Origin of the sequence: Natrinema sp. H-ect1, from assembly GCF_041821105.1 — an archaeon.
In the GTDB taxonomy this organism is placed as follows: Archaea; Halobacteriota; Halobacteria; order Halobacteriales; family Natrialbaceae; genus Natrinema; species Natrinema thermotolerans.
In genome coordinates this window covers 270,779-294,651 of sequence record NZ_JBGUBA010000003.1, presented here as the reverse complement: position 1 = coordinate 294,651, position 23,873 = coordinate 270,779, and the positions used below count along the sequence as shown (strand labels likewise).

General features: G+C 66.5%; 25 protein-coding genes. 8 read left to right on the top strand and 17 right to left on the bottom strand.

What is annotated here, in order from left to right:
* Window positions 1-399: 399 nt before the first annotated feature.
* Both thrC and ACERIM_RS09835 read right to left on the bottom strand, forming a co-directional pair.
* Window positions 400-1,677, bottom strand: a complete 1,278-nt coding sequence (gene thrC, locus ACERIM_RS09840) for a threonine synthase (protein ID WP_373632366.1) — start codon at window positions 1,675-1,677, stop codon at window positions 400-402.
* 55 nt (window positions 1,678-1,732) lie between these two features.
* On the bottom strand, window positions 1,733-2,116 hold the full coding sequence (locus tag ACERIM_RS09835) for a helix-turn-helix domain-containing protein (RefSeq protein WP_006648283.1): 384 nt from the start codon (window positions 2,114-2,116) through the stop codon (window positions 1,733-1,735).
* Window positions 2,117-2,588: 472 nt separating this feature from the next.
* Here ACERIM_RS09835 and ACERIM_RS09830 point away from each other — a divergent pair, with 472 nt between their 5' ends.
* Window positions 2,589-3,074 carry a hypothetical protein gene (locus tag ACERIM_RS09830; RefSeq protein ID WP_049965416.1) on the top strand — a complete coding sequence of 162 codons (486 nt, stop codon included), beginning with the start codon at window positions 2,589-2,591 and terminating at the stop codon, window positions 3,072-3,074.
* 220 nt (window positions 3,075-3,294) lie between these two features.
* Here the strand turns inward: ACERIM_RS09830 and argF are convergent, their stop codons facing one another.
* From argF to ACERIM_RS09780, 10 genes are all read right to left on the bottom strand, one after another.
* Window positions 3,295-4,224 (bottom strand): ornithine carbamoyltransferase, encoded by a 930-nt coding sequence (argF, locus tag ACERIM_RS09825; RefSeq protein WP_373632363.1) that lies wholly within the window; start codon window positions 4,222-4,224, stop codon window positions 3,295-3,297.
* Window positions 4,225-4,247: 23 nt separating this feature from the next.
* On the bottom strand, window positions 4,248-5,318 hold the full coding sequence (locus ACERIM_RS09820; RefSeq protein WP_373632361.1) for a [LysW]-lysine hydrolase: 1,071 nt from the start codon (window positions 5,316-5,318) through the stop codon (window positions 4,248-4,250).
* The gene (locus ACERIM_RS09815) at window positions 5,315-6,463 is read right to left on the bottom strand and encodes an aspartate aminotransferase family protein (protein WP_373632360.1); all 1,149 of its coding nucleotides are present in this window, start codon (window positions 6,461-6,463) and stop codon (window positions 5,315-5,317) included. Before ACERIM_RS09815 ends, ACERIM_RS09820 begins: the two co-directional genes overlap by 4 nt.
* Window positions 6,460-7,326, bottom strand: a complete 867-nt coding sequence (locus tag ACERIM_RS09810; RefSeq protein WP_373632358.1) for an acetylglutamate/acetylaminoadipate kinase — start codon at window positions 7,324-7,326, stop codon at window positions 6,460-6,462. Before ACERIM_RS09810 ends, ACERIM_RS09815 begins: the two co-directional genes overlap by 4 nt.
* The gene (argC, locus tag ACERIM_RS09805; RefSeq protein ID WP_373632356.1) at window positions 7,323-8,399 is read right to left on the bottom strand and encodes an N-acetyl-gamma-glutamyl-phosphate reductase; all 1,077 of its coding nucleotides are present in this window, start codon (window positions 8,397-8,399) and stop codon (window positions 7,323-7,325) included. The genes ACERIM_RS09810 and argC overlap by 4 nt, the downstream gene beginning before the upstream one ends.
* On the bottom strand, window positions 8,396-9,274 hold the full coding sequence (gene lysX, locus ACERIM_RS09800; RefSeq protein WP_373632354.1) for a lysine biosynthesis protein LysX: 879 nt from the start codon (window positions 9,272-9,274) through the stop codon (window positions 8,396-8,398). Before lysX ends, argC begins: the two co-directional genes overlap by 4 nt.
* 88 nt (window positions 9,275-9,362) lie before the next feature.
* A complete protein-coding gene (lysW, locus tag ACERIM_RS09795; RefSeq protein WP_006182918.1) occupies window positions 9,363-9,527 on the bottom strand; it encodes a lysine biosynthesis protein LysW in 165 nt (54 codons plus the stop codon).
* Between the two features lie 228 nt (window positions 9,528-9,755).
* On the bottom strand, window positions 9,756-11,318 hold the full coding sequence (gene argH / locus ACERIM_RS09790) for an argininosuccinate lyase (RefSeq protein ID WP_373632352.1): 1,563 nt from the start codon (window positions 11,316-11,318) through the stop codon (window positions 9,756-9,758).
* A 2-nt stretch (window positions 11,319-11,320) separates the two neighbouring features.
* On the bottom strand, window positions 11,321-12,523 hold the full coding sequence (locus ACERIM_RS09785) for an argininosuccinate synthase (protein ID WP_373632604.1): 1,203 nt from the start codon (window positions 12,521-12,523) through the stop codon (window positions 11,321-11,323).
* A 340-nt stretch (window positions 12,524-12,863) separates the two neighbouring features.
* Window positions 12,864-13,985 (bottom strand): helix-turn-helix transcriptional regulator, encoded by a 1,122-nt coding sequence (locus ACERIM_RS09780; RefSeq protein WP_373632350.1) that lies wholly within the window; start codon window positions 13,983-13,985, stop codon window positions 12,864-12,866.
* Window positions 13,986-14,069: 84 nt separating this feature from the next.
* Between ACERIM_RS09780 and ACERIM_RS09775 the strand changes: the two genes are divergently transcribed.
* Complete coding sequence (locus ACERIM_RS09775; protein WP_006182922.1) at window positions 14,070-14,255, top strand: hypothetical protein; 186 nt, start codon at window positions 14,070-14,072, stop codon at window positions 14,253-14,255.
* 48 nt (window positions 14,256-14,303) lie between these two features.
* Window positions 14,304-14,804 carry a 2'-5' RNA ligase family protein gene (locus ACERIM_RS09770; RefSeq protein ID WP_006648294.1) on the top strand — a complete coding sequence of 167 codons (501 nt, stop codon included), beginning with the start codon at window positions 14,304-14,306 and terminating at the stop codon, window positions 14,802-14,804.
* Window position 14,805: 1 nt separating this feature from the next.
* Here the strand turns inward: ACERIM_RS09770 and ACERIM_RS09765 are convergent, their stop codons facing one another.
* On the bottom strand, window positions 14,806-16,974 hold the full coding sequence (locus ACERIM_RS09765) for an ATP-dependent DNA helicase (RefSeq protein WP_373632349.1): 2,169 nt from the start codon (window positions 16,972-16,974) through the stop codon (window positions 14,806-14,808).
* A 150-nt stretch (window positions 16,975-17,124) separates the two neighbouring features.
* On the opposite strand from ACERIM_RS09765, the gene ACERIM_RS09760 reads away from it, so the two are divergent.
* The gene (locus ACERIM_RS09760; RefSeq protein WP_373632347.1) at window positions 17,125-17,535 is read left to right on the top strand and encodes a hypothetical protein; all 411 of its coding nucleotides are present in this window, start codon (window positions 17,125-17,127) and stop codon (window positions 17,533-17,535) included.
* Between the two features lie 20 nt (window positions 17,536-17,555).
* Here ACERIM_RS09760 and ACERIM_RS09755 read toward each other — a convergent pair whose 3' ends face one another.
* Window positions 17,556-18,500: a cation diffusion facilitator family transporter gene (locus ACERIM_RS09755; protein ID WP_373632345.1), complete on the bottom strand. Its 945-nt coding sequence runs from the start codon at window positions 18,498-18,500 to the stop codon at window positions 17,556-17,558.
* Between the two features lie 148 nt (window positions 18,501-18,648).
* On the opposite strand from ACERIM_RS09755, the gene ACERIM_RS09750 reads away from it, so the two are divergent.
* Entirely contained in the window at window positions 18,649-19,161 is a 513-nt protein-coding gene (locus ACERIM_RS09750; protein ID WP_373632344.1) for a metallophosphoesterase, read from the top strand.
* Between the two features lie 439 nt (window positions 19,162-19,600).
* Complete coding sequence (locus tag ACERIM_RS09745; protein ID WP_006182931.1) at window positions 19,601-19,747, top strand: hypothetical protein; 147 nt, start codon at window positions 19,601-19,603, stop codon at window positions 19,745-19,747.
* 20 nt (window positions 19,748-19,767) lie between these two features.
* Here the strand turns inward: ACERIM_RS09745 and ACERIM_RS09740 are convergent, their stop codons facing one another.
* On the bottom strand, window positions 19,768-20,784 hold the full coding sequence (locus tag ACERIM_RS09740; protein ID WP_373632342.1) for a low specificity L-threonine aldolase: 1,017 nt from the start codon (window positions 20,782-20,784) through the stop codon (window positions 19,768-19,770).
* 125 nt (window positions 20,785-20,909) lie between these two features.
* Between ACERIM_RS09740 and ACERIM_RS09735 the strand changes: the two genes are divergently transcribed.
* On the top strand, window positions 20,910-22,004 hold the full coding sequence (locus tag ACERIM_RS09735; RefSeq protein WP_006648300.1) for an aminopeptidase: 1,095 nt from the start codon (window positions 20,910-20,912) through the stop codon (window positions 22,002-22,004).
* Window positions 22,005-22,122: 118 nt separating this feature from the next.
* The gene (locus tag ACERIM_RS09730) at window positions 22,123-22,542 is read left to right on the top strand and encodes a universal stress protein (protein WP_006182934.1); all 420 of its coding nucleotides are present in this window, start codon (window positions 22,123-22,125) and stop codon (window positions 22,540-22,542) included.
* Between the two features lie 33 nt (window positions 22,543-22,575).
* Here ACERIM_RS09730 and ACERIM_RS09725 read toward each other — a convergent pair whose 3' ends face one another.
* Together ACERIM_RS09725 and ACERIM_RS09720 are read right to left on the bottom strand one after the other, a co-directional pair.
* Window positions 22,576-23,217 (bottom strand): alpha/beta hydrolase, encoded by a 642-nt coding sequence (locus ACERIM_RS09725; protein WP_373632339.1) that lies wholly within the window; start codon window positions 23,215-23,217, stop codon window positions 22,576-22,578.
* Window positions 23,214-23,834, bottom strand: a complete 621-nt coding sequence (locus tag ACERIM_RS09720; protein ID WP_373632337.1) for a VOC family protein — start codon at window positions 23,832-23,834, stop codon at window positions 23,214-23,216. Before ACERIM_RS09720 ends, ACERIM_RS09725 begins: the two co-directional genes overlap by 4 nt.
* Window positions 23,835-23,873 lie beyond the last annotated feature (39 nt).

The following is a 23,873-nucleotide window of genomic DNA, read 5'->3' as shown; positions in this document are numbered from 1 at the left end:
TCGTCTCGGTCCGCTAACAACCGTTCGTACCGGTCGATGACGGCCTGTCGGCGGGTTTCGCTCCTCGCGACGAGTCGCTCGAGCGCGGCGATTCGAAGTCGAAGTCGAGTTCGTTCGATCCGAACGGACAGCGGCAGTTCACAGGGGGCTGTCTGGTCGATGGACTCGACCGGAGGACGACACCGGCGTGGATCGGCTCGAACGGACCGGTTCCGGTGAGTAATACGCGTCGGTTCGTCGACGGCGGGTTGGGTCGGACCTCGTTCGACGGACATGGCTCGCCTACGGGTTCGACGCTGGATCGGAAAAAGGTCAGTCAGTCGGGTGTCAGACGCGTCAGACGGCGGTCGTGCATCCGGCCGACGTTACTCCTGCAGGTACTCGAGGACGCCGTCGGATCTATCGATCCGACGAGCCCTCACTCGCAAGACTCGCGAGGACGCCGTCGGTGTCGGCCGGCACGGGTTCGGGTTCGCTCCCCGCCGCAACGGCGGCGTCGGGATCTTTGAGCAGGTGGCCGGTGGTCAGACAGGCGACGCGTTCGTCGTCGTCGACGATCCCCTCGGCTCGGAGTTTTCGCAGGCCGGCGACGGAGGCCGCGGAAGCCGGTTCGACGCCAATCCCTTCGGCGGCGATATCCCGCTGGGCTTCGGTGATCTCCTCGTCGGAGACCGCGACGGCGGTCCCGCCGGTTTCTCGGATACCGGGCAGGGCCTTCGGCGCGTTGACCGGGTTCCCGATCCGGATCGCGGTCGCGCGAGTCTCGACGTCATCCCAGCGGCGGACCTCGTCGGCCCCGTTCTCGATCGCTTCGACCATCGGCGCGGCCCCCTCGGCCTGCACGCCGGTCAGTTTCGGCACGTCGTCCTCGTCGAGCGCGCCGGCCTGGACGAGTTCGCGGAAGGCCTTGTACAGCGCCGACGTGTTGCCGGCGTTGCCGACCGGCAGCACGATTCGGTCCGGGACGGTGTCGTAGTCGGCGAGAAAGCCCTCGAGGATCTCGAGGCCGATCGTCTTCTGACCCTCGAGCCGGAAGGGGTTCAGCGAGTTCAGCAGGTAGGCCTCGCCCTGCCCCGCGAGTTCCTGGACGATGTCGAGACAGGCGTCGAAGTTGCCGTCGACCTCGAGAATGCGGGCTCCGTGGAGGCTGGCCTGTGCGATCTTGCCGGCGGCGACCTTGCCCGCGGGCAAGAGGACGAGCGTCTGCATCCCGCCACGGGAGCCGTAGGCGGCCAGGGCGGCGCTGGTGTTGCCCGTCGAAGCACAGGCCAGTCGGCCGACGTCGAGTTCTTTTGCGACCTTGACGCCGACGGTCATGCCGCGGTCCTTGAACGAGCCCGTCGGGTTCATCCCCTCGTGTTTGATCCGCAGCGCTTCGATCCCGATCTCGTCCTCGAGACGGGGGACCTCGTACAGCGGGGTCGCCCCTTCCTGAATCGAGACGCCGGCCTCGAACGGCAGGGCGTCGGCATAGCGCCAGACGCCCTCGCCCTCGAAATCGTCGAACGTCGGCAAATCGGCGTAGCGGACCTCGAGGAGGCCGTCGCAGTCGTCGCAGGTGTAGCGGACGTCGTCGAACGGTGCGAAGGTTTCGCCGCACTCGATGCACTCGAGCCAAACGCCCTCGTCGGCGTCGGCGGGTTGATCGGGTTGCTCGGCCGAGAGACTGAGACTCATTGTCGGAGGGGAGGACCGCAGGGGCAAAAAGTGGGTGGATTCCGCGGTGGACGTCTCAGTCGGCCCCGTCGTCGAACTCGTCGATCACGTCGTGGACCGTCGCGGTCCAGGCGTCCAGGGCCTCGTGGAGCATTGCCTTGGCCTCGGGCAGCGACGTGGCCGTATACTGGTAGACGTCGCCGCCGCCGTCGAGCAGCCGCCGGTCCCGGTACACGAGCCCGCGGTCCCGGAGCGTCGACAGCGACCGGTTGACCGTACTCCGGTCGCGCTCGAGGGCCGTGGCCAGTTCCGCGATCGTACTCCCGGGCCGGTCACACAGGACGAGATAGGTCCGTGTCTCGTGATCCTCGATCCCAAACACGCAACTCATCACCTCTTCGAACGCCGGGTCCGATTCCTCCATCAGTTCTCCGAGGCGATGCTGGTGGGGCTCGGCCATACGATCCCTATGGACGACCGTCTCAAAATACCCGTTGCAGTCGGAACGGTACGAACGGCTCCGGCCGTGGGTTCGCCCCGCTACAACAGGTAGACGACGAGTACCGCCATCGGCCCCAGTAGCATGAGCAGTGCGGCGAGTACGAATCGAAACCACATTGTAAATTTCAGTGATTATCACCCGCAGTATAATACCTCCTTTCGTTTCAACAGGTATGGGAGACGTTATATCGGAGAAACAACCGATTAATCGGAAGCGGAGCGGGTCATCGGTTGACGGTCACGAAGCGGGAAGCCCCGAGCAGCGAGTCGGTTCGGCCGACCGAATAGCCACCGTGTGATCAGTAGCAGGACGTTCAGGCGGGATGATACTGCCACCGTTCAACGGGCCGGAGGCCGGTTGCCGGGCGCTCGTTCCCAGCATATGGAAACGTCACTGGACGTATATTCGAATCCCATCCCAAGCATCGCGTATGTCGACTGACCATGCTCACCACGCCGACCGATCGCTCGTCGTCCACTCGTACTGGCCGTACGCAGTCCTTCTCGGGGGACTGGTCGGAGTGATTCGGCCGGCCCTGACGATCTTTGCCGATATCGGACCGACCACGGGAGTCCTCACGACGCTGCCCGAAATGCAGTTGTGGTGGGTCCTCCACATCGGATACAGCGCCGTCTTCGCGACCGGATACGGGCTGATCGTCTACCACCACCGGCTGCGGCCGTTTTCGGAATCGATTCCCACGGGTGCCGTCCTCGGCCTTGGCTACGGGGTCGCCCTGTGGTTGGGCAACATCGTCATCGGCTGGAACCTCGTTCTCGCGCCACACCTGCTCTCGATGTCGACGCCGATCGATCCGCTGGCGGCTGGCCCGATCGTCGATCACATCGTCTACGGTCTCGGCCTCGGAGTCGTGTACGCGGCCGTCGTCCCGCGGCTGGACACCTACCGTGGCTGAGATTCGGCACTCCGTTTCGCTCACACAAAAACCCGGATCAAAAACCGCCCGCACTCCGTTCGTGATCAAACGCCTACTCGAGCAGCCAACTCAACAGCGCCTTCTGCGCGTGCAGTCGGTTCTACAACCCACCTTTTTCCGTTCGGGTCAGCAGAGCTGACCGCTCACGCAAAAATCTGGACCAAAAAACCGATCACTCACTCCGTTCGTGATCGGCCGCTTACTCCAGCAGCCAACTCAACAACGCCTTCTGCGCGTGGAGTCGGTTCTCGGCCTGATCGAAAACGATCGACCGGTCGCCCTCGATAACGTCATCCGTGACCTCCTCGCCGCGGTGGGCTGGGAGACAATGCATGACCGAGGCGTCGGGGGCGTTCTCGAGCAGGTCCGTGTTGACCTGAAAACCCTCGAAGTCGTTCATCCGGACGTCGCGTTCGTCCTCCTGGCCCATCGAGATCCAGACGTCCGTATAGATGACGTCGGCGTCGGTGGCGGCCTCGACGGGATCGGTCGTGACCGTCGGATCGCCGCCCAGCTCACGGGCCCGCTCGAGGACCTCGCCGTCGACCTCGTACCCCTCCGGCGTCGCGATCGTCAGGTCGATGTCGGTCAGCGCACAACCGAGCGCGAACGACTGGGCGACGTTGTTGCCGTCGCCGATCCAAGCCGCCGAGACGTCCTCGAAGCCGTCCTGGTGTTCGCGGATCGTCTGTAGGTCCGCGAGCGTCTGGCAGGGGTGGGCGTCGTCGGTGAGTCCGTTGACGATCGGCACCGAGGAGTACTCGGCCAGTACCTCGACGTTCTCGTGTTTGAACACGCGGGCCATCACGGCGTCGACGTACCGCGAGAGCGCACGCGAGGTGTCTTTCAGCGGTTCGCCCCGGCCGAGCTGGATGTCGTCTTCCCCGAGGAAGATCGCGTGCCCGCCGAGTTGGGTCATGCCCGTTTCGAAAGAGACCCGGGTACGGGTACTCGCCTTCTGGAAGAGCATCCCGAGGGTCTGGCCGGACAGGTCCGCGTGGTCATCGCCGGCGTCGACGGCGCGTTTGTACTCGTCGGCCCTGTCCAGCACTGCAAGCAGTTCCGCCTCGGAGAGGTCATCGACGTCGAGGAAGTGTCTCGGCTCCGTCTCGTTCGTTGCTGTTGTCATGGTATGATAGGTGGTCTGAAACGTTATTGCTCACTGAGCGTCCGTGCGACGCGCTCGAGGACCGATACCGATCGGTCGAACTCCGACAGCGACAGTCGCTCGTCGGGCGCGTGATCGAGGTCCGAGTTGCCCGGTCCGTAGGTGACCATCGGGCAGTCCCAGGCCCCAGCGTAGATGTTCATGTCGCTCGTGCCGGTCTTGCGCACCAGACGCGGATCGGCGCCCTCCTTCCGGATGGCGACCCGAAACGCCCGGGCGACCGGCGTTCGCGGACTCATCATCACCGGCGGGACCTTGTCCTTCCAGGTCACGGTCCCGACCTCGAGTTCGGCCTCGGCGGCCTCGCGGACGGTCCCGACGTCGAGAGCCGGCGGCACGCGCAACTGGACGTCCATCGTCGCCTCGACGGAGAGTCCGTCGTCGCTGACGCCGCCCTCGATGTCGACCGGCTTGGTCGTCACCTGCTCGAAGACCGGTTCGTACTCGTCGCCCTCGAAGTACTCCTCGACGGCCGACCACCAGCGGACGGCGTGTTGGATCGCGTTCGGGTCCGGCCGAGAGGTGTGGCCGGATTCGCTGGTCGCGACGTACGTCCCGGCGATCAGGCCGCGATACCCTAGCGTGATCCCGTCGGCGCCGGACGGCTCGCCGTTGACGACGGCCTCGGGCGACTCGTCGCGGTCGTCGACAAGATAACGCGACCCCTTCGAGTCGACCTCCTCGCCGACGACGCCGACGAAGGAGACGCCGGTTCGGACGGCGGCGGCCGCCATCGCGGCGAGCGGCCCCGTCGCGTCGACGCTGCCGCGGCCCCAGAGGATCTCGTCGTCGCCGGTCTCCTCGACCTCGACGGGGATGTCCCCGGGGACAGTGTCGATGTGCGAGGTCAGGAGGACGGAATCGTCCGCCGGCGCACGGACGTTCCCGACCGCGTCGATCCAGACCTCCCGGTCGTGGGCCTCGAAGAAGTCCACGAGCCGTTTGGCCGCCTCGCGTTCCTCGCGGGTCGGCGAGGGGATCGAGACGAGATCGACGAGCAACTCGCGGGCCTCGGCGGCCGACACGTCGCTCGAGGGGTCGGCGTTCGCACTCATGAGTCGTCGTTCGCTCCGAGAACGTCGGCGATCGCGTCGACGACTCGATCGGCCTCGGCCCGCTCGAGGACGAGCGGCGGGAGCAGTCGGAGGACGGTTCGACCGGCCGGCAGCGCCAGTACCTGGTGGTTCATCGCGAGGTCGCGGGCGACGCGGTTCGCGCCGCGTTTCAACTCGACGCCGACGAGCAGGCCCTCGCCGCGGACTTCACGCACCGAATCGCCAAGTGCCGCCTCGAGTTCGGTAACCAGATAGTCGCCCATCTCGGCGGCATGAGCGGGCCACTCCTCCTCGACCAGCGTCGAGATCGTCGCGTGGACGGCCGCACCGACCACGGGACCGCCGCTGAACGTGGCGTTGTGCGAGGCCGCGCCGTCGGCGATCCAGTCCTGGACCGCGACCGCGCCGACGGGCAGGCCGTTGCCGAGCCCTTTCGCCGTCGTCAACACGTCGGGCGTGACGCCCGCGTTCTGGCAGGCCCACATCTCGCCCGTGCGGCCCATTCCCGTCTGGACCTCGTCGAGGACGAGCGCCGCGCCGGCCTCCTCGGTGGCCTCGCGGGCCGTCTCGAGGTAGCCCGCGGGCGGGACGTTGATCCCGCCTTCGCCCTGGATCGGCTCGAGGATGACGGCCGCGGTCTCGTCGTCGACCGCGTCCGCGAGTTCCTCGCCGTCGCCGTAAGGGACGAACTCGACGTCGCCGGCCAGCGGCTCGTAGGGCTTCTTGTACTTGTCCTTCCAGGTAGCCGCGAGCGATCCCATGGTGCGCCCGTGGAACGAGCGGGTCGCGGCGACGATCTTCGAGTCACCGGTCGCCGAGCGGGCGAACTTCAAGGCGGCCTCGTTGGCCTCGGTCCCGGAGTTACAGAACCAAGCCGACTCGAGGCCGTCGGGCGCGGCCGCGACGAGCGAGGCGTAGGCGTCCTCGCGCGCCTGCACGGGATAGGAGGAGTCGACGAACGTCAGGTCGGCGACCTGCTCCTGTACCGCGTCGACGACCGCGGGGTGAGAGTGGCCCAGCGGCGTGCAGGCGTAGCTCGCGCCGACGTCGAGATACTCCGTGCCGTCGTCGGTGTAGAGGTACGGCCCCTCACCGCGTTCGATACCGATCGGTTTGCTTCCGGAGATGAAATCGAGGTCGCTCATTCGTCGGCCTCCGTTTCCGCGTCGTGTTCGTCCGCGAGCGCGCCGGGCTCGAGGGTCGTCCCCTCGCCCGCGAGCGCACTCGAGATCGGGTCGTCGGCGTTTGCCGTCGCGACGGTGACCGAAGCCGCGCCTCCCTCGAGGGCTTCCTCGGCGGCCATGACCTTCTTCGTCATGAACCCCTCAGCCGCCGTCTTGACGGCCGCGAACTCCTCGGGGGTCGACGCCGAGTCGATCTTGGTGGACTCGTCGTCGGGATCCTCGTAGATCCCCGAGACGTCGGTCAGCACCACGAGGTCGGCCTCGAGCGCGCCGGCGATCGCCGCCGCAGCGCGATCAGCATCGGCGTTGACTGCCGTGTAGCCGCCCGACTTCTCCTTGCCCAGCATGGGAACGGAGACGACGGGCGTGTAACCGCCCGAAAGCGTCGTCTCGAGGAGGTCGGCGTTGACCGACTCGATTTTGCCCGAGTGGTCGCCGCGCTTGATCTTCTTCTTGCCGTCCTCTGTGACGCGGACGGCGGACTTGCGCTTGCCCTCGAGGAGCTTGCCGTCAGTGCCCGAGAGGCCGACGGCGTCGACGCCCTCGTTGTGCAGGCTCTCGACCAGGTCGGTGTTGAGCTTGCCCGGCATCACCATCTTGAAGACGTCCATCGTCTCCTCGTCGGTGAAGCGGCCGACGACGCCGCCGGGCGTCTCGACGTAGGTGGGTTCCTTGCCGAGGTCCTCGAGCGTCTCGTCGACAGCGGTCGAGCCGCCGTGGGTCAACACGACGTCTTCGCCGTCCGCGACGAGCGAGGCGACGTCGGAAAGCGCCCCTTCGGGATCGACGGCGCGTGCGCCGCCGATCTTCACTACTACCGTCATGGTGCCCCCACGGGGTGCAGCCCCGTGAACTCGAGTCCGGCCGTCTCCTCGAGGCCCAGTGCGACGTTGGCGGCGTGGACCGCCTGTCCCGCGGAGCCTTTCATCATGTTATCGATCGCCGAGAAGACGACGATGCGCTTGTTCGAGGGATCGAGTTCGAAGCCGACCTCGGCGAGGTTGGTGCCAGCGACCGCCTTCGGTTCGGGGTAGCGGTAGACGCCGGAACCGCCGGCAGCCATCCGGACGAACGGCTCGTCCTCGTAACAGCCCCGATAGGCCTGCCAGAGGTCCCCCTTCGAGACCGGTCCCGACGGGAAGACGTGATTCGTCGCGCTCGCGCCGCGGATCATATCCACGGCATGACAGGAGAAGGCCACCGAGGTGTCGAGGAACTGCTCAATCTCGGCCTCGTGGCGGTGGCCCGTCGGCGCGTACGGACGCACGACGCCCGAGCGCTCGGGGTGGCTCGAGGCCTCGCCGCCGCCGGCGCCGCCCTCCGAGGAGCCGACTTTCACGTCGACAACGATCTGCTCGCCGCCCTCGAGGATATCGTGTTCGAACAGCGGGTAGAGCCCGAGGATCGTCGCGGTGGCGTTACAGCCGCCACCCGCGATGAGTTCCGCGCCCTCGAGGTTCTCGCGGTTGATTTCGGGCAGCGCGTACTCGGCTTTCTCGAGGTATTCGGGTGCCTCGTGGCCGTCGTACCACTCGTCGTACTGGGCCTCGCTCTCGAGGCGGAAGTCCGCCGAGAGGTCGACGACGGTGTCGGCGATCTCGAAGAAGTCGTCGATGCGGCCCATCGAGACGCCGTGGGGCGTCGCGGCGAACAGCACGTCGACCGACTCGAGGTCGTCGGGTTCGGTAAAGCGCAGGTCCGACCCGCGAAGCGGCGGGTGGACGGAGCCGACGCTCTTGCCGGCCTTCGACCGGCTCGTGACTTCGACGAGTTCGAAGTTGGGGTGGCCGGCGAGCAGTCGCAGGAGTTCGCCGCCCGTGAAGCCGCTGCCGCCGATGACGCTCGCGGTGACCGCCTCGGCGTCCGGCGCGGCACCGATGTCGTTGCCTACCGTCATTTGGCGGACACCTCGAGTTCCGGATCGGCGGCCGTGGCTTTCTCCTCGAGCCAGTCGACGACGGTGCCGGCGACGTCGGTCTCGACGGCCTCGTCGAGGGCCTTGAACTCGACGGTGTGGTTGACTTCGTGGACGGTGTAGCCGTCCGCGGTCTCCATCAGGTCGATCCCGAGCAGCCCGCCGCCGACGGCGTCGGTGGCTCGTTCGACGAGATCCAGCGCCTCGTCGTCGATCTCGAAGACGTCCGTCTCCGCGCCTTTCGCGGCGTTGGTGATCCAGTGGTCCGACGACCGGACCATCCCGGCGATGGGTTCGCCATCGATCGCCAGCACGCGGATGTCGCGGCCGGGCTTCTCGACGAACTCCTGGACGTAGAACACCTTGTGTTCGTAGTGGCCCAGCGTCGCCTTGTGTTCGAGGATGGCCTCGGCGGCCGACTCGGAGTCGATCTTGGCCATCAGTCGCCCCCACGAGCCCACGACGGGTTTGAGGACGCAGGGGTAGCCGAACTCCTCGATGGCGTCCATCGCGGTCTCTTTGGTGAACGCGACCTTGGTCGCGGGGGTCGGGACGCCCGCGTCCTCGAGCGCGAGGCTGTTCTTTACCTTGTCCGCACAGACGTCGGCGGTCTCGTGGCTGTTGACCACGGGAATGCCGTACGATTCGAAGAACTGCGTGGCGTACAGGCTCCGGCTCGTGGCGAGACACCGGTCGACGACGATGTCGAGCCCGTCGAACGCCGCGGGCGCTTCCGCAATGTCGAAGGTCTGCTTGCGGACGTCGATCTTCGTGATCTCGTGATCGCGCTCGCGAAGCTCGTTGAGCAGGAGCTTCTCGTCTTTGCGAATCCGTGAGTAGAGTATGCCTACGTTCACGCGAGCCACCCCTGATTGTGGGTCGCGGCGCTACGCGCCCCGCGAACCGTCGCAGCGGAGGACGGCAGTTTCCCAGCCGTCTGCAAGGTCACTCACCCCAGTCCTCTTCCAGCTCGGGGGCCTGCTCGAGGACTGGCGGCTCGGTATCGACGACTTCCAGCTCGGCACCGCAGGTCGTACAGTCAACGATTTCTCCCACTTCCAGATCGTCGTGCAGGGACACCTCAGCCCCACACTCGACACATTCGGTCATTGTACCCCAACGTGGGTGCCGGGATCCCTTAAAGCCTTCGAACTTAACAGCAAAATTACATTATCTGCACGCCACGCTAACGGTCCGTCGGAGCTACATTACGGCAGGTCTACTTTGACATATCATGTGTTCGGTAATTGATCCCCTCGCGGGGATCGTCGTCGTACCGGCCGGTCTGCGGGGGGCGATTGCGGCCGGTGTTCCGCCGACACTGGCGAACTGACGACCTCAGACATAGCCGTTCACCTCCGAGCGCAACCGCTCGTGGGCGGCCTCGAGCGCGTCGGTCAACGCCGCGAGGTCGTCGGCGTCGGTCGCCAGCGACTCCCGTGCGGCCTCGAGTTGCGGGGCGACCGCCTCGGGGGCGGGCCCACCCTGCGAGTCGCGGCTCGCGACGCTCTCGACCGGGTCGAGGGCCGCTTCGACCGCCTCGCGCTCGACGTGGGCCTCGAGTGACTCGCCGAGGACCTCCTGAGCCGCGGCCTCGAGGGCGTCGTAGTCCGCACCGCCCTCGGCAGCGATGGCCACCAACTCGTGGGCGGTCCGGAACGGCAACCCGTTCGCCGCCAGCAGGTCCGCGACGCCGGTCGCCGTCGAGAAGCCCTCGCCGGCTTCCGCGGCCAGCGTCTCCTCGTCCCAGTCGGCGGTGGCGACCGCGCCCGCTGCGACCTCGCTGGCCTCGGTCACCGCGTCGACGGTCTCCCAGGCGTGGGTCGTCGCCCGCTGAAGGTCGCGGTTGTACGCGCGGGGCAGCCCCTTCAGCGTCGTCGTCAGTCCCTGAACGCCGCCGGCCGCGTCGCCCGCAACCGCGCGGACGAGTTCCAGCGTGTCCGGGTTCTTCTTCTGGGGCATGATCGACGACGTCGAGGAGTAGTCGTCCGCCAGATCGACGAAGCCGCGGTTCGCGAAGATGATCACGTCCTCCGCCAGCCCCGACAGCGTCGTCGCGTGGGTCGACAGTGCCTGGGTCGTCTCGAGCAGGAAATCGCGGCTCGAGGCGGCGTCCATCGAATTCTCGACGACGCCCTCGAAGCCCAGCAAGTCGGCCGTCCGCTCGCGGTCGATATCGAACGTCGTGCCCGCGAAGGCCGCACCGCCCAGCGGCGACTCGTTGATGCGGCCGTAGGCCGCGAGCAGCCGTTCGGTGTCGCGGCGAACCGCACCCTCGTAGGCCAGCGCCCAGTGGGCCACGGTGGTCGGCTGGGCGGGCTGGAGGTGGGTGTAGCCGGGCATGATCGTCTCCCGATGGTCGTCGGCGACGTCGATCAGCGACTCGCGCAGCGCGAGCGTCGTCTCGATCGCCTCGAGGACATCCTCGCGCAGGCGGTAGCGAATGCAGGCCGCGACCTCGTCGTTGCGCGAGCGTGCGGTGTGCATCTTCCCGCCCTCGGCACCGATGCGTTCGATGACCGCGGTCTCGATGGCTTCGTGGACGTCCTCGCCGTCGGGCAGCGAGCCGTGGCCGTCGACCTCGATCGCGTCCAGTGCGGTGAGGATCTCGCCGGCTACGTCGTCCCCGATGATGTCCCGTTCCGCCAGCATGACGGTGTGGGCGCGGTCGACCTCGAGGTCGGCCTCGAAGATGCGCCGATCGGCCGCGAGCGAGGAGAGGAAGCTCCGGGCGGGGCCGCCGCTGAAGCGGTCCCGGCGGACGACGCCGTCGGATCCGAGAGCCGACGAGGATCGCTCACCGGCCTCGTCGTCCGTGCCGTCGGTCGGCTCGCCGCCGTCCGTCGCGATCGTCGGGTCGGGCTCGACCGCGCCGTCCCCGTGAGCGCTCTCCTCGGTCATGGTTACTCGTCGTCCTCGTCCGCGGCGTTCGCGGCGATGGCCTCGTTCGCGAGGCGGCGCTGGAAGCCGTGGTACTTCGCGACGCCGGTCGCGTCCTCCTGTTTGATCTTCCCGACCGTCTCGGTGTCGAAGGAGGCGTGTTCGGCCGAGTAGGCCGCGTACTTGCTGTCGCGAGCGACCGGGCGCGCCTGGCCGCCCTCGAAGCGGATCGTGACCGTCCCGGTCACGCGCTGTTGGGTTTCGTCGATGAAACTCTCGAGCGCGCTGACAAGCGGTGCGTCGATCAGGCCTTCATAGCCCTTCTGGGACCACTGCTGGTCGATCTGCTGCTTGAACTGGCGTTCCTCCTGGGTGAGGACGAGCCCCTCGAGCGCTTCGTGGGCGTTCAACAGCGTCGTCGCACCGGGGTGTTCGTAGTTCTCGCGGACCTTCAGCCCGAGCATGCGGTCTTCCATCATGTCGGTGCGGCCGACGCCGTACCTGCCGGCGAGGTCGTTGAGGTATTCGATGAGTTCGACCGGCTCGTACTCCTCGCCGTCGACGGCGACGGGGTAGCCATCCTCGAAGGCGATCTCGATCTCCTCGGTCTCGGTGCCGGGCTCGTCGGTCCACGCGTAGATGTCACGCGGCGGGACGTAGTTGGGATCCTCGAGGGCGTCGCCCTCGACCGAGCGGCTCCAGATGTTGGTGTCGATCGACCAGTCGCCGCCGCTGCCGCCCTCGACGGGCAGGTCACGCTCGGCGGCGTACTCCTGTTCCCACTCGCGGGTGAGTCCGAGTTCGCGAACGGGGGCGATCACTTCGAGATCGGAACTGCGCCAGACGGCCTCGAAGCGCAGTTGGTCGTTGCCCTTGCCGGTACAGCCGTGGGCGATGCCGGTACAGTCCTGTTCCTCTGCGACCTCCAGGATCGCTTCCGCGATCACGGGACGGGCAAGCGCCGTGCCGAGCGGGTAGCCCTGATAGGTCGCGTTCGCGCGAACGCTCTCGAGACAGAGTTGAGCGAATTCCGCTCGCGCGTCGACGACGTAGTGTTCGAGGCCGAGCGCCTCGGCGGTTTCTTCGGCTTCGTCGAACTCTTCGGCCGGCTGGCCAACGTCGACGGTAACGCCGATCACGTCGTCATATCCGTATTCCTCCTCGAGCAGCGGGACACAGACGGTCGTGTCCAGGCCGCCCGAGAACGCGAGTGCAACGCGGGTCATGTCGTACTCGAACGACACCAGCGGACGGCCTTAAGCCCATTGGTTTAGTGTTTGAAAATAACCGTTAGAGCGTCTGCTAACCGAAAAATCTGCAGTTTCGGGATCGATGAAACGAATCGGGGACGTGGAGTGAAAGGGTAGACGGGCTCAAAAGGCCCGTCGAAGTCGTCGCGGTCGCCGCCGAGCGACGGTCCCGTCGGTACCGAGAACGGCGAACGTGGTGCCGACGGAGTGGCTCATTGGTAGGGGATGGGGAATCCGAGTATTAAAACCTTTCCGAGTTCGGTTCGGCGACGACTGTGCCGACACGCCGCGAGCGGCTCGTCGATGAGGTGGCCGGCTACTCCTCGTCCTCTTCGGGCAGGGAGAGTACGTTCTCCCGTCCGATCCGAAAGACTTCGATCTCGTCGGCCTCGCGCAGGTCGCCGACGACCTGACTCGTCTTGGCCTCGGTCCAGCCCAGTTCCGAGACCACCGCCTGCTGTTTGATCCGACCGCCGCGTTCCTCGAGCAGGCGGAGGACGCGTTCCTCGTTGCTGAGCAGTTCCGGTGGCGGGCCGTCGGCGGCGTTCGACGCCGAACCGGTCGATCCGTCGGGCTGTGTCGGCCGTTCGGCCTCGCGTTTGCTCCCGTTGTCGGCGGTCCGTTCGCGGCCGAGCAGCCACCCGCCGGCGCCGACGGCCGCGAGCAGGGCCAGTGCCAGAACGACGATCGTCCACGGCATCGTCGGCCCCTCGTTCGAGGGCGTCGCGGTCGTGTTCGCGTTCGAGCCGCCGTCCTCGATCAGGACGACCCACGGCTGTGCCGTGGAGAAGTCGACCTCGCTCCCCCGCCAGATGACCATGTCGTCGGTCCGATTGCTCGGCGACGGATCGATCTGGGGCTGACCGTCGTTCTCGTAGATCGAGTACCCGGCCGGCCAGCGAAACTGCAATCGCGTGTCGTCGTCCAGCGTGAACCCGGAGAGTGCGGGCCCCGCCGTGAGCTGGTTGATCTCGACGGCCGCGAACGATTCCCAGCGGAAAGAGACCTCGACGTGGCCGATTCTCTGTAGTGCGGTCTCGTTTTCCGTCGCGATCGAGAGGTTCGACAGCGACATGTTCTGCCCGGTCTCGTTTGCCCCGTCGGCGACGGTGTCGTTCCACTTGGTCCGCTCCGCGTCGACGTAGGCCTCAGTGTCGGACTCGACGTCCGTCCGCAGCCGTTCCCACGCCGCCTTGGACGTCCCGTTCTCGCCGTAGCGGAACTGGTAGTCGACGGTGACCAGCGCCGAGCCGTTTTCCGCGATGAAAACGTCCATCACGATCTGATCGGCGTCCTCGAGGGCCAGTTCGTCCTCCGCTTGCAGCGCCGCTGGTCGGCTCCCCGGGTCGGCCGCGGCACCGATCGGAGCCGCCGCGGCGGCGACCGAACAAACCACCACCAGCACGATACTCAGGGCTCGCAGCCCCCTCGCGTCCATTATCGGACATGCCTCAGCCGTCCAGATAGGTTTTCCGACGAACGCGTCGGTGCGTTTTTGAGACAGTCACGCGTATCGACCGGTATGCTCGACACGCGCGGCGAACTCGAGGTCGAAACGCTGCTGAAGATCGTCCTCGGACTGCTCGCCGTTTTGCTCGTTATCGAGGTTCTCGAGGCGATCGTCGGGACCATTATCGGTCTGCTGGGACCGCTGATCGCGCTGGTGATCGCCGTCCTGATCGTCCTCTGGCTGCTCGACCGACTCTGAGAGAGAGACCAGCAAACTGATAGCCGTCTCGAACGAAAGGGGAACGAAGTGTACAGCGTCAACGTCCCTCTCCCCGGTCGCGTCCGGCAACTGGCGAACCGGCTCCACCCCGAGCTGATCGGGTTCGAGACCGTCCGCGAGGACCACTCCTGTCTGCTCAAGCGACTCGGCGAGGCAGACCACGTCGCACAGCTCCAACACCGAGCCCACCGCGCGCTCGAGGGCGAGCCCGCCGTCGAGGCCGCGGTAACCGGCATCGACTACTTCGCGGACCCGCCGCTTGGCTCCGCGCCCGTCGTCTACCTGACCGTCGAGAGCCCCGGGCTCGAGCGGATCCACGCCGACCTCACCGACGCCTTCGACGCCGTCGAGGGACTCGAGGGCAGCGATTACGTCCCCCACGTGACCCTCGCGCGCGGCGGCGACCGCGAGACGGCACGGCGATTGGCCGACCGAGAGATCGAGCCCGTCCGCTGGACGGTCGGCGAACTCGAGTTCTGGGACGGGACCCACAAGCTACCGGTCAGCAGCGTTTCGCTGCCGTCCTGAGTCAGGGCGCCGGCGGCTCGCCGTCGTAGGCGTCGTGGCCGCCGTAGAAGTTGAGCATCGCGAACTTGAGTTTTCCCGGCTCGATGTCGATCAGTTCCTCCCGTTCCTCGTGGGGGAAGATGCCGTTGACGCTGTACTTGCCCAGATCGGGCTTTGCCTGCCGGGAGTAGCGCCGGTCGAGCAGGGCGCGAACCCCGACTTCCTCCGGCGACCGGATGACCCGACCGAGCGCCTGTCTCGTCTTGCGGATCGTCGGGAACTCGACGGCGTAGCGCCAGCCCGTATCGGTGCCGTCGAACGCCGCGTCGTAGGCCTCCTGAACCGCCTCGGCCCGGTCATCGAGATGGGGGTACGGGACGCCGACGACCAACACCGTGTGGGCGTCGTCGCCGTCGAAGCTCACCCCCTCCGCGAGGGTGCCCCACAGCGACGTACACAGCACCGCCCCGTCGTCCGCGACGAACTGCTGGCGGAGGTCTTCGGCCGACTGGCCCGGCTCGTCCACGTATACCGTCCGGTCGGTCCGACCGACGAGTCGGTCGGCGTACCGGCTCGCCTCGCCGTAGTTGGGGAAAAAGGCCAGCGTGTTACCTGGCGTCATCCGCACGGCGTCGTGGATCGTCTCAGTCACGTCCGCCTGGACCCCGGGGTCGTCGCGATCCGAGGAGAAAAGCGGCGGCGTCTCGACGGCGAACGTTCGGCGGTTTTCCTCGGCGAACTGGAGACCGTAGGCCATCGACACCGCGTCCTCGATTCCCAGTACGTCCTCGGTGACCTCGAACGGCTGGAGCGTCGCGCTCATCAGGACGGTCGCGTAGATCTCGTCGAAGAGCTGGCCGGTCACCTGCCGTGGCAGACAAGAGTACAGCTCCACGCGACCGTATATTTCGTCCGTACCGGCGTCGCGGGTGACGGCGACGACCGGATACAACCCCTCCGTCGAACCCTCGGTCATCCACGCGCTGACGAAGGCCGCTGCCTGGAGGGTCTGACACTCCGTTCGCGTGGCCGTCTCGCCCTCCCGATAGGCCTCCTCGTACTCCTCGTCTAACTCCTGGCCCAACTTCATCGCCGCCTCCAGATCGTCGTCGATTCCCCGACCCGAGTAGCGCTGGAGGAACTCGAGGGTGAGATCGTCCTTGCGGTCGTCGTTGGCGATGGGGACGTCCGTCCAGTTCTCACCGACTCCCTCCCGATCACCGAATCCAAAGGAGTCCTCGTAGATCTCGACGAGCGCGCGGTGAAACGCCGAGAGGACGTTCGCGGCGTCCTCGGCCCGCGGGTCGTCGCTGTCGGCCAACTCCTCGAGCGCCGACTCGAACGTGCGCTCGGAGCAGGTCCGGGTCGCGTGTTCGCGGGCGGCGTCCTCGACGTTGTGGGCCTCGTCGAAGACGGCGATCACGTCCTCGGGATCGCGACCCAGCCACCGGAAGAACTGTTCTCGAATGGTCGAATCCAACAGGTGGTGGTAGTTACAGACGACCAGATCGACGCCCTCGATCCCCTCCTTGAGGAGTTCGTACCCGCAGAGTTCCTGCCGCTCGGCATACTCGTAGATCTCGTCGGGCGTGCGGACGTCCTCGAAGAGCCAGCCGAAGAACTCGTCCGTATCCTGCGTGAGATTGTTCCGGTAGTAATCACAGACGTTCTGCTCTTCGAGGTCCTCGAGTCGCTCCTCGATGGACTCGAGTTCGTCCATCACCGCCGAGCGGGCGTCGGCCGCCGAGCCGTCGCCGTCCTGACTCTCGGCGAGCAACTCGCGCTGGCGGCGTTCGAGTTGCTCGCGATCCTGCTCGGCGTCGACGACGGCGCGGGTGTTGTCCCGGAGCGTCTGACACTCCTCGTAGCCGACGTCGATGTGACACATCGAGCCCTTCCCCTTGAAGACGACCGTGCGGATCGACTCCTCGCGGGTGATCGCGCGGGCCTCGGCGACGAACTGACGCATCTGCTGGTGGACGTTGGTCGTGATGACGACAGTCTTGTCCTGCTCGCGAGCCACCTCGAGGGCGGGGACGAGCGACGAGAGGGTTTTGCCGGTCCCGCAGGCCCCCTCGAAGAGGACGTCCTGTCCCCGGTGGAGGGCGTTGTGGATGCGGTCCATCGCCTCGCGCTGGTTCTCGTACGGCCGATCGTACGGGAAAAAGCGCATATACCCGGTTTCGGACACATGGGAGGATAGGTTCGCGCTCCGATAAAAGGATTCGTCTCGATTCCGTCGGTCCCTTTAAACGCCGACGCGATACCTGCCAACTCGCCGACCGGCCCGGCCGGCGAACGCGCGCTACAGGGCCATACGTCTCGAGTACCTGCCTCCCGTATGACGATTCCCGGATACGATTCCAGTACCGTCGCCGAGTATACACTCGAGCAGGTGGGAGCCCGCGTCGACCTCGTCGCCGGCGTCGTCCCGGACGCGTTCGCCCTCCGAAAGAGCGGCACGGAACCGCCGGTCGATGCGCTGGCCGACCCGGTCGACCTCGTGGCGTGCGAGGACCTGAAGGCGATCGAGGCCGTCCGGATCGCGCTCGTCTACGACCCCTCGCGGCTGCCGGCCGGCGCGAGTCCGACCGACGTGGCGGTCGCCGTCGAGACTGAGGACGGCTGGGAACCGCTCGAGTCGACGGTCGATCTCGAGGAGACGACGGTGACGGCGGTGTTGAACGATCGGCCGCCGGGCTCGACGGTGGTCGCGGGGTACGACGATACGGACGACGAACGCGACGCATAGCGATCTCGGACGACAGCGAGCTACGTTTCGGGCTCGATGTAGACCTTCTGTACCTGCCCGTCATGATCCATTAGCGCGAGTTCGATCTCGGTGATGCGTTCGGCAACCGTCTCGGCATCGAGATCGGGTTCGAAGGCAACGTCGGCGGTGACAAGCAGTTCCTCGGCACCGAAGTAGACGGTCCGAAAGTCGACGAGTTCGGTGACATCGTCCCAGCCTGCGACGATTTCGCGCAGTTCGTCCTCGTCGTCTCTCGGCAGGCTCTCGCCGAGGATGAGTCGCTTGTTCTGCCAGGCGAGCGCGATTGCGAAGCCCATCAGCATGATCCCGATGAGGAGCGCGGAAGCGGCGTCGTACATCGGGTTCCCGGTGGTCCGGGTGAGGTAGATCCCGAAGAGGGCGATCCCCGCGCCGGCCAGCGCGATGGTGTCCTCGGTGAGCGCGGTCAGAGTCGTCACGTCGCTGGTCTTTGCGAAGGCCTCGCGGAGGCTCGTCCAGCCGTACTCGTCCATCTGGCGGCTGATCCCCTGATAGGCCTTCCAGAGCGCGTAGGACTCGAAGGCGATCGCGCCGAGCAACACGGCGTAGTTGACGTAGACCGGATCGAAGGTCTGACCCAACAGGGTAACGTCTTCGGCGACGCGGTGGACGCCGCCGTGAGTCAACGCGTCGTAGCCGTGGCGCGCGCTCTCCCAGCCGGCGATGCCAAAGAGCATGACGCTGACGAGCAGGCTGTAGAAGAACTGCGCTTTCCCGTGGCCGAACGGATGGGACCGGTTGGCTTCCTGTGCGCCGTACTTGATCCCGACCAACAGGAAGACCTGATTCCCCGTGTCCGAGATGGAGTGATACGTCTCCGACAACATCGCCGGACTGCCGGTCAACAGATACCCGCCGAACTTGAGAACCGCGATCGCGCCGTTCGCGAACAGGGCGGCGAGGACGACGGAGGTGCTACTGGCCATCGGCGTCCTCTACGAAGGCGCGTCCCTAAAATGTAAGCCGTTCTAGAGCCAGTTTCGGCGGGGCTCGAGGCCACGGACGGGGTGCGGCCGCGGCCCGCCGGTCGGTCGCGTCCGAAAGCCACCTGTCGCCGCCGGTCGAAGGCCGCCCATGATCGCGATCTTTTCGGACACGCACAGCAGCGCGGGCCACGAACTCGAGGGCGCGGCCCTGACCGCCGCGCGCGAGGCGGACGTCGTCGTCCACGCGGGCGATTTCACCAGCAACGCGGCGGTCGAGGGGTTTCGAGACGAGTGTGACCGCCTGTTCGCGGTCCACGGCAACGCCGATAGCATGGCGGTCAGGGACCGGCTGCCGACGGCCCGGGTCGTCGAGGCGGGCGGCGTTCGGATCGCGGTGACCCACCGACAGGACGGCGGCGAAACGGGACTCGCGATGTTCGGCCGGTCACGCGGGGCCGACCTCGTCGTCTTCGGGCACAGCCACCGGCCGACGGTCGTCGAAACCGAGGACGTCGTCCTGCTGAATCCGGGCAGCCACGCCGATCCGCGGGGAAACCGGCCCGGCTTCGCCGTCCTCGAGGAGCGCGGCGGGGGACTCGAGGGGGAGATCCGCGAGCCCGACGGGACGGTCCTCGAGACAGTGGCGTTCGCGGGAGAATGAGCGCCAGTCGGGTGGTTTCGTCCCGCCGTGAACGGCGAGGCGTTCGCCTCGAATCTTGCGTAAATCAGCGGGCGACGAAACAGAGAAGCGTGTAGACAGCGAACCGGTCAGTAGGAGTGCAAGCGTCAGGGGGTCCAGGGCGGAACGGCCAGCAGTGGGAAACGACCGCCCGCGGCGGTGGGCTGTCGAACGGAGCGGGCCGCGGGCGGTCGGGGGATGATCGGAACGGATGTCAGGGGAAGCTGGCCTCGATCCCGAGCCGACCCGAACGGGCGTGGAGGGCAGCGGGCCGGCGATCGAGGCGCATTCGGGGATACGCGCCGGCCCACGTTATAGTCGGCGCAAGCTGAAACTCGAGTTTTAGTTAGGTACGTGGCCGTACGGATACGACCGATCGAGGTCGAAACGATTAACCACGCTGACAGTGTACCGCCCGCGTATGCTGGACACCCTGACCGGTCTCGTCCCCGACGATCCCGTCATCATCGCGGTCGTCGTCATCCTCCTGTCGCTGGTCTTCTTCTCGTATCTCCTCCTGCGACGGACCGTCCTGGAGTTTCGAGACGGGATGCGCGGCGAGCGGTAGCACAAACGACGCGGCCGCGATCAGGCGAACTCGTCGCCGATTCGCTCGAGCGCCCGCTCTATGTCCCCGCGGGAGACGTCACGGTGCGTACAGAACCGGACCGTCGTCGGGCCGAACGGCGACGCCAGCACGTCCCGCTCACCGAGGCGGTCGACGACGGTCGACGGAGCCTCGCCCGTCCCCGAGACGTCCGCGATGACGATGTTCGTCTCGGGCTCTCGAACGTCGAACCCGTCGATGTCGTCGAGTCCCGCGGCCAGTTGCCGCGCGTTCTCGTGATCCCGCTCGAGATCGGCGACGTTCTCGAGCGCCTCGAGGGCCGGCCCGGCGACGATCCCGGCCTGGCGCATCCCGCCGCCGAACAGTTTCCGCGTCCGGCGGGCCCGTTCGACGAACTCGTCGCTGCCGGCGAGCATCGAACCGACGGGCGCACCCAGTCCCTTCGAGAGCGAGACCATGACGGAGTCGACCGGCGCCGCGAGTTCGGCGACGGAAACGTCGATCGCCGTCGCGGCGTTGAACAGTCGCGCGCCGTCGAGGTGGACTGACACGCCGCGCTCGCGGGCGGCCGTAGCCGCCGCGGCGATCGCCCCGGGTTCGATCGCGAGGCCGCCGCGGGCGTTGTGCGTGTTCTCGAGACAGCACAGTCCGGTGCCGGGGCGGTGCAGGTCCTCGTCGACGATTGCCGCGTCGACCCGCGAGGGCGAAGGAACCCCGCGGTCGGCGTCGAGCGTCCGGAGCTGGAGCCCGGAGTGCTGTGCCAGCCCGCCGAGTTCGTATTTGACGACGTGGCTCTCCCGATCGGCGATCACCTCCTGCCCGGGCTCGGTGTGGACGTGGGCGGCGGTCTGGTTCGCCATCGTCCCGGTCGGAAAGTACAGCGCCGCCTCGGTACCGAGGCGGTCGGCAACGCGGGCCTCGAGTTCGTTCACCGTCGGGTCCTCGCCGTAGACGTCGTCCCCGACCGCGGCGGTGGCGGCGGCCTCGCGCATCGCCTCGTCGGGAGTGGTGACGGTATCGCTTCGGAAGTCAATCATGAAACTCGATACCGGATGGAGGGTGAAATACGTCCTGTTCGCGTCGGATCGACCCAACGACGGACCACTAGATGACGGGGTCGCCATTACGAACCGTTTTTTTCCTCCCGGAGTAATGTCGGGATATGGACCCGCGCATTCGCGAACACGCCGAGATCATTGCCAACCACTCCGTCGACCTCGAGGAAGGCGACAACGTCATCATCGACGCCCATCCGGTCGCCGAGGACCTCGTCGTCGCCCTCCACGAAGTGATCGGCGATCGGGGCGCGAACCCGATCACGACGAGCCAACGGACCGGAAAACGCCAGCAGCGCGCGTACCTACGCGCGTCGGACGAGGAGTTCGAGACGCCCGACCACGAACTCGCGCTCGTCGAGAACACCGACGTCTACATCGCCATCCGCGCGACGGACAACATGACCCAGACGAGCGACGTCGACCCCGAAACGCAAGCGGCCCACCAACAGGCCCACCGCCCCATCCTCGAGGAACGGCTCTCCAAGCGGTGGTGTCTCACGCAGTACCCCGCGCCCGCAAACGCCCAGCTCGCGGAGATGAGTACCGAGGGGTACGAGCGTTTCGTCTGGGACGCCGTCAACAAGGACTGGGACGCCCAGCGCGAACACCAGGAGAACATGGTCGAGATCATGGATCCCGCCGAGGAGGTCCGGATCGTCAGCGGCGATACCACGGACGTAACGATGTCGGTCGAGGGGAACCCGACGCTGAACGACCACGGCGAACACAACCTGCCCGGCGGCGAGGTCTTTACTGCCCCTCAGCCCGACAGCGTCGAGGGCGAGGTGCTGTTCGACATGCCGCTCTATCATCAGGGCCGGGAGATCACGGACGTCTACCTCGAGTTCGAGGGCGGCGAAGTGGTCGACCACTCGGCGGCGAAAAACGAAGACGTCCTGACGGAGGTCCTCAACACGGACGACGGCGCGCGCCGACTCGGTGAACTCGGTATCGGAATGAACCGCGACATCGACCAGTTCACCTACAACATGCTGTTCGACGAGAAGATGGGCGATACGGTCCACATGGCCGTCGGCCGCGCCTACGACGATACCGTCGGCGAGGGCAACGAGGCCAACGATTCGGCGGTCCACGTCGACATGATCGTCGACATGAGCGAGGAGTCGTTCATCGAAGTCGACGGCGAGGTCGTCCAGCGGAACGGAACCTTCCGGTTCGAAGACGGCTTCGACGCGTAGGGACGGCGAGCAACGGGTAAAGCGGGCGATTTTCCGGACGGTGTTTCACGAGCGGTGGCGAGCAAAGCGGGCGGGAACTACCGGACGGGTTTATATTCCTGAAAGACCGACCACAGGTATGGCAGTACTCGTCGCCTACGATGGTTCCGAACCGGCACAGGACGCCGTCGAACACGCGTTTACGACCTATCCCGACGAGGAGGTCGTCCTCATTCGCGTCGTCGAAGCGGCGGAGGGATCGACCGGAGCCGGCATCAAACTCGCACAGGAGATGTTTCGGGAACGCGAGGAGAAAGTCGCCAAGGAACTCCCGAAGGATATCGCGGAGTTGATCGGCGATCCCGACAGGGAGTTCCGGACCGAGACCACCGTCGGCGACCCCGCCCGCGAGATCGTCTCGTTCGCGGACGAAAACGACGAGATCGATCACATCATCATCGGCAGCCACGGCCGGGAGGGGCTCTCTCGAGTCCTCCTGGGAAGCGTCGCCGAAAAGATCGTCCGCCGCTCGCCGGTCCCCGTGACCGTCATCCGCTGACGCGATTCGAACCGGAGAGTCGAGCCCGTCGACTCAGTCGAGCAGTTCGGCGACCATTCCGGCGACGAACTCGAGTTCGTCCTCGTTGACCCCGTGACCCATCCCCTCGTAGAGCCGCGTTGTCACGTCGGCGTTCATCGACTCGAGGACCGCGGCCGTGTCGTGGACCCGCTTCTCGGGGATGTGTGGGTCGACGTCGCTACAGCCGAGGAAAACGGGGGTTTCTTCGAGGTCGCCGGGATACTCGTCGTCGAGTTCCTCGCCGATGAGGCCGCCGCTCAGAGCGGCCAGTCCGCCGTAGCGGCGCGGGTTGCGCGCGACGTATTCGCTGGCGAGACAGCCCCCTTGCGAGAAGCCGACCAGCATGATCCGCTCGGTGGGGACGCCGGCACCGGTGGCCTCGTCGATGGCGTGGCGGATCGCCCCCAGGCCGGAGGTCCGGCCGGGCTCGTTGCGCTCGACCGGTGCCAGAAACGAGTTCGGGTACCAGGTCTTGCGGGCCGCCTGCGGCGCGAGGAAGGCGATGCCCTCGCGGTGGATCTCGTCGGCCAACTGGAGCATCCCCTGTGCGGTCGCCCCGCGACCGTGGGTCAGCACCAGCACAGCCTCGGCGTCGGCGAGATCGGTTCCACCGGTCACGAGCGGCTGGCCCTGATGGGGGCCGTCGGCGCTCATTCGACACCACCGACGCCCGAGCTGGCCTCGGGCAGATCGTGTTCGATCACCTCGAGGCCGAGCGCTTCGATCGCGCCGCGGAGGTGTTCGTCCTTGGCGTAGTCGGCGCCGTCGTCCTCGCGGAGTTGCTGTGCCTTCGCTAAGACCTCGCCGCGGCGGTCGTCGGGGATCTCGTATTTGTCCGTCGAGAGTTCGATCACGAGCCCGTTGTTGTCGCGGGTATAGATCGAGTGGAAGATGCCGCGGTCGAAGACGTTGTAGCCGTGGCCGGCGTCTTCTAAGGCCTGCATCGTCTCCTCGTACTCGTCGGGGTCGACGCTGAAACAGAGGTGATGGACCGCGCCGACGCCGGCGCGCTGGCCGCGGGCGGAGGGACGGTCGTCGCTGACGAAGAACGTCAGGATGCGGCCGTCGCCCGTGTCGAAGAACAGGTGGGTCTGGGACGGATCATCGAGGTTCGGCTGGCGAAGCACCAGCGGCATTCCGAGCAAGTCCTGATAGAACTCGATCGTGTCCTCCTCGTTGGAGCCCCAGATGGTGATGTGGTCGGTCCCCGTGGTGTGGACGGGGCTGTCGGGTAGTTCGGCGGTGACTGGATTGATTTGGTCGTCGGACATGGTAGCTGAATCGGGTATCGGGTCGGTCCCGCGGCCGGG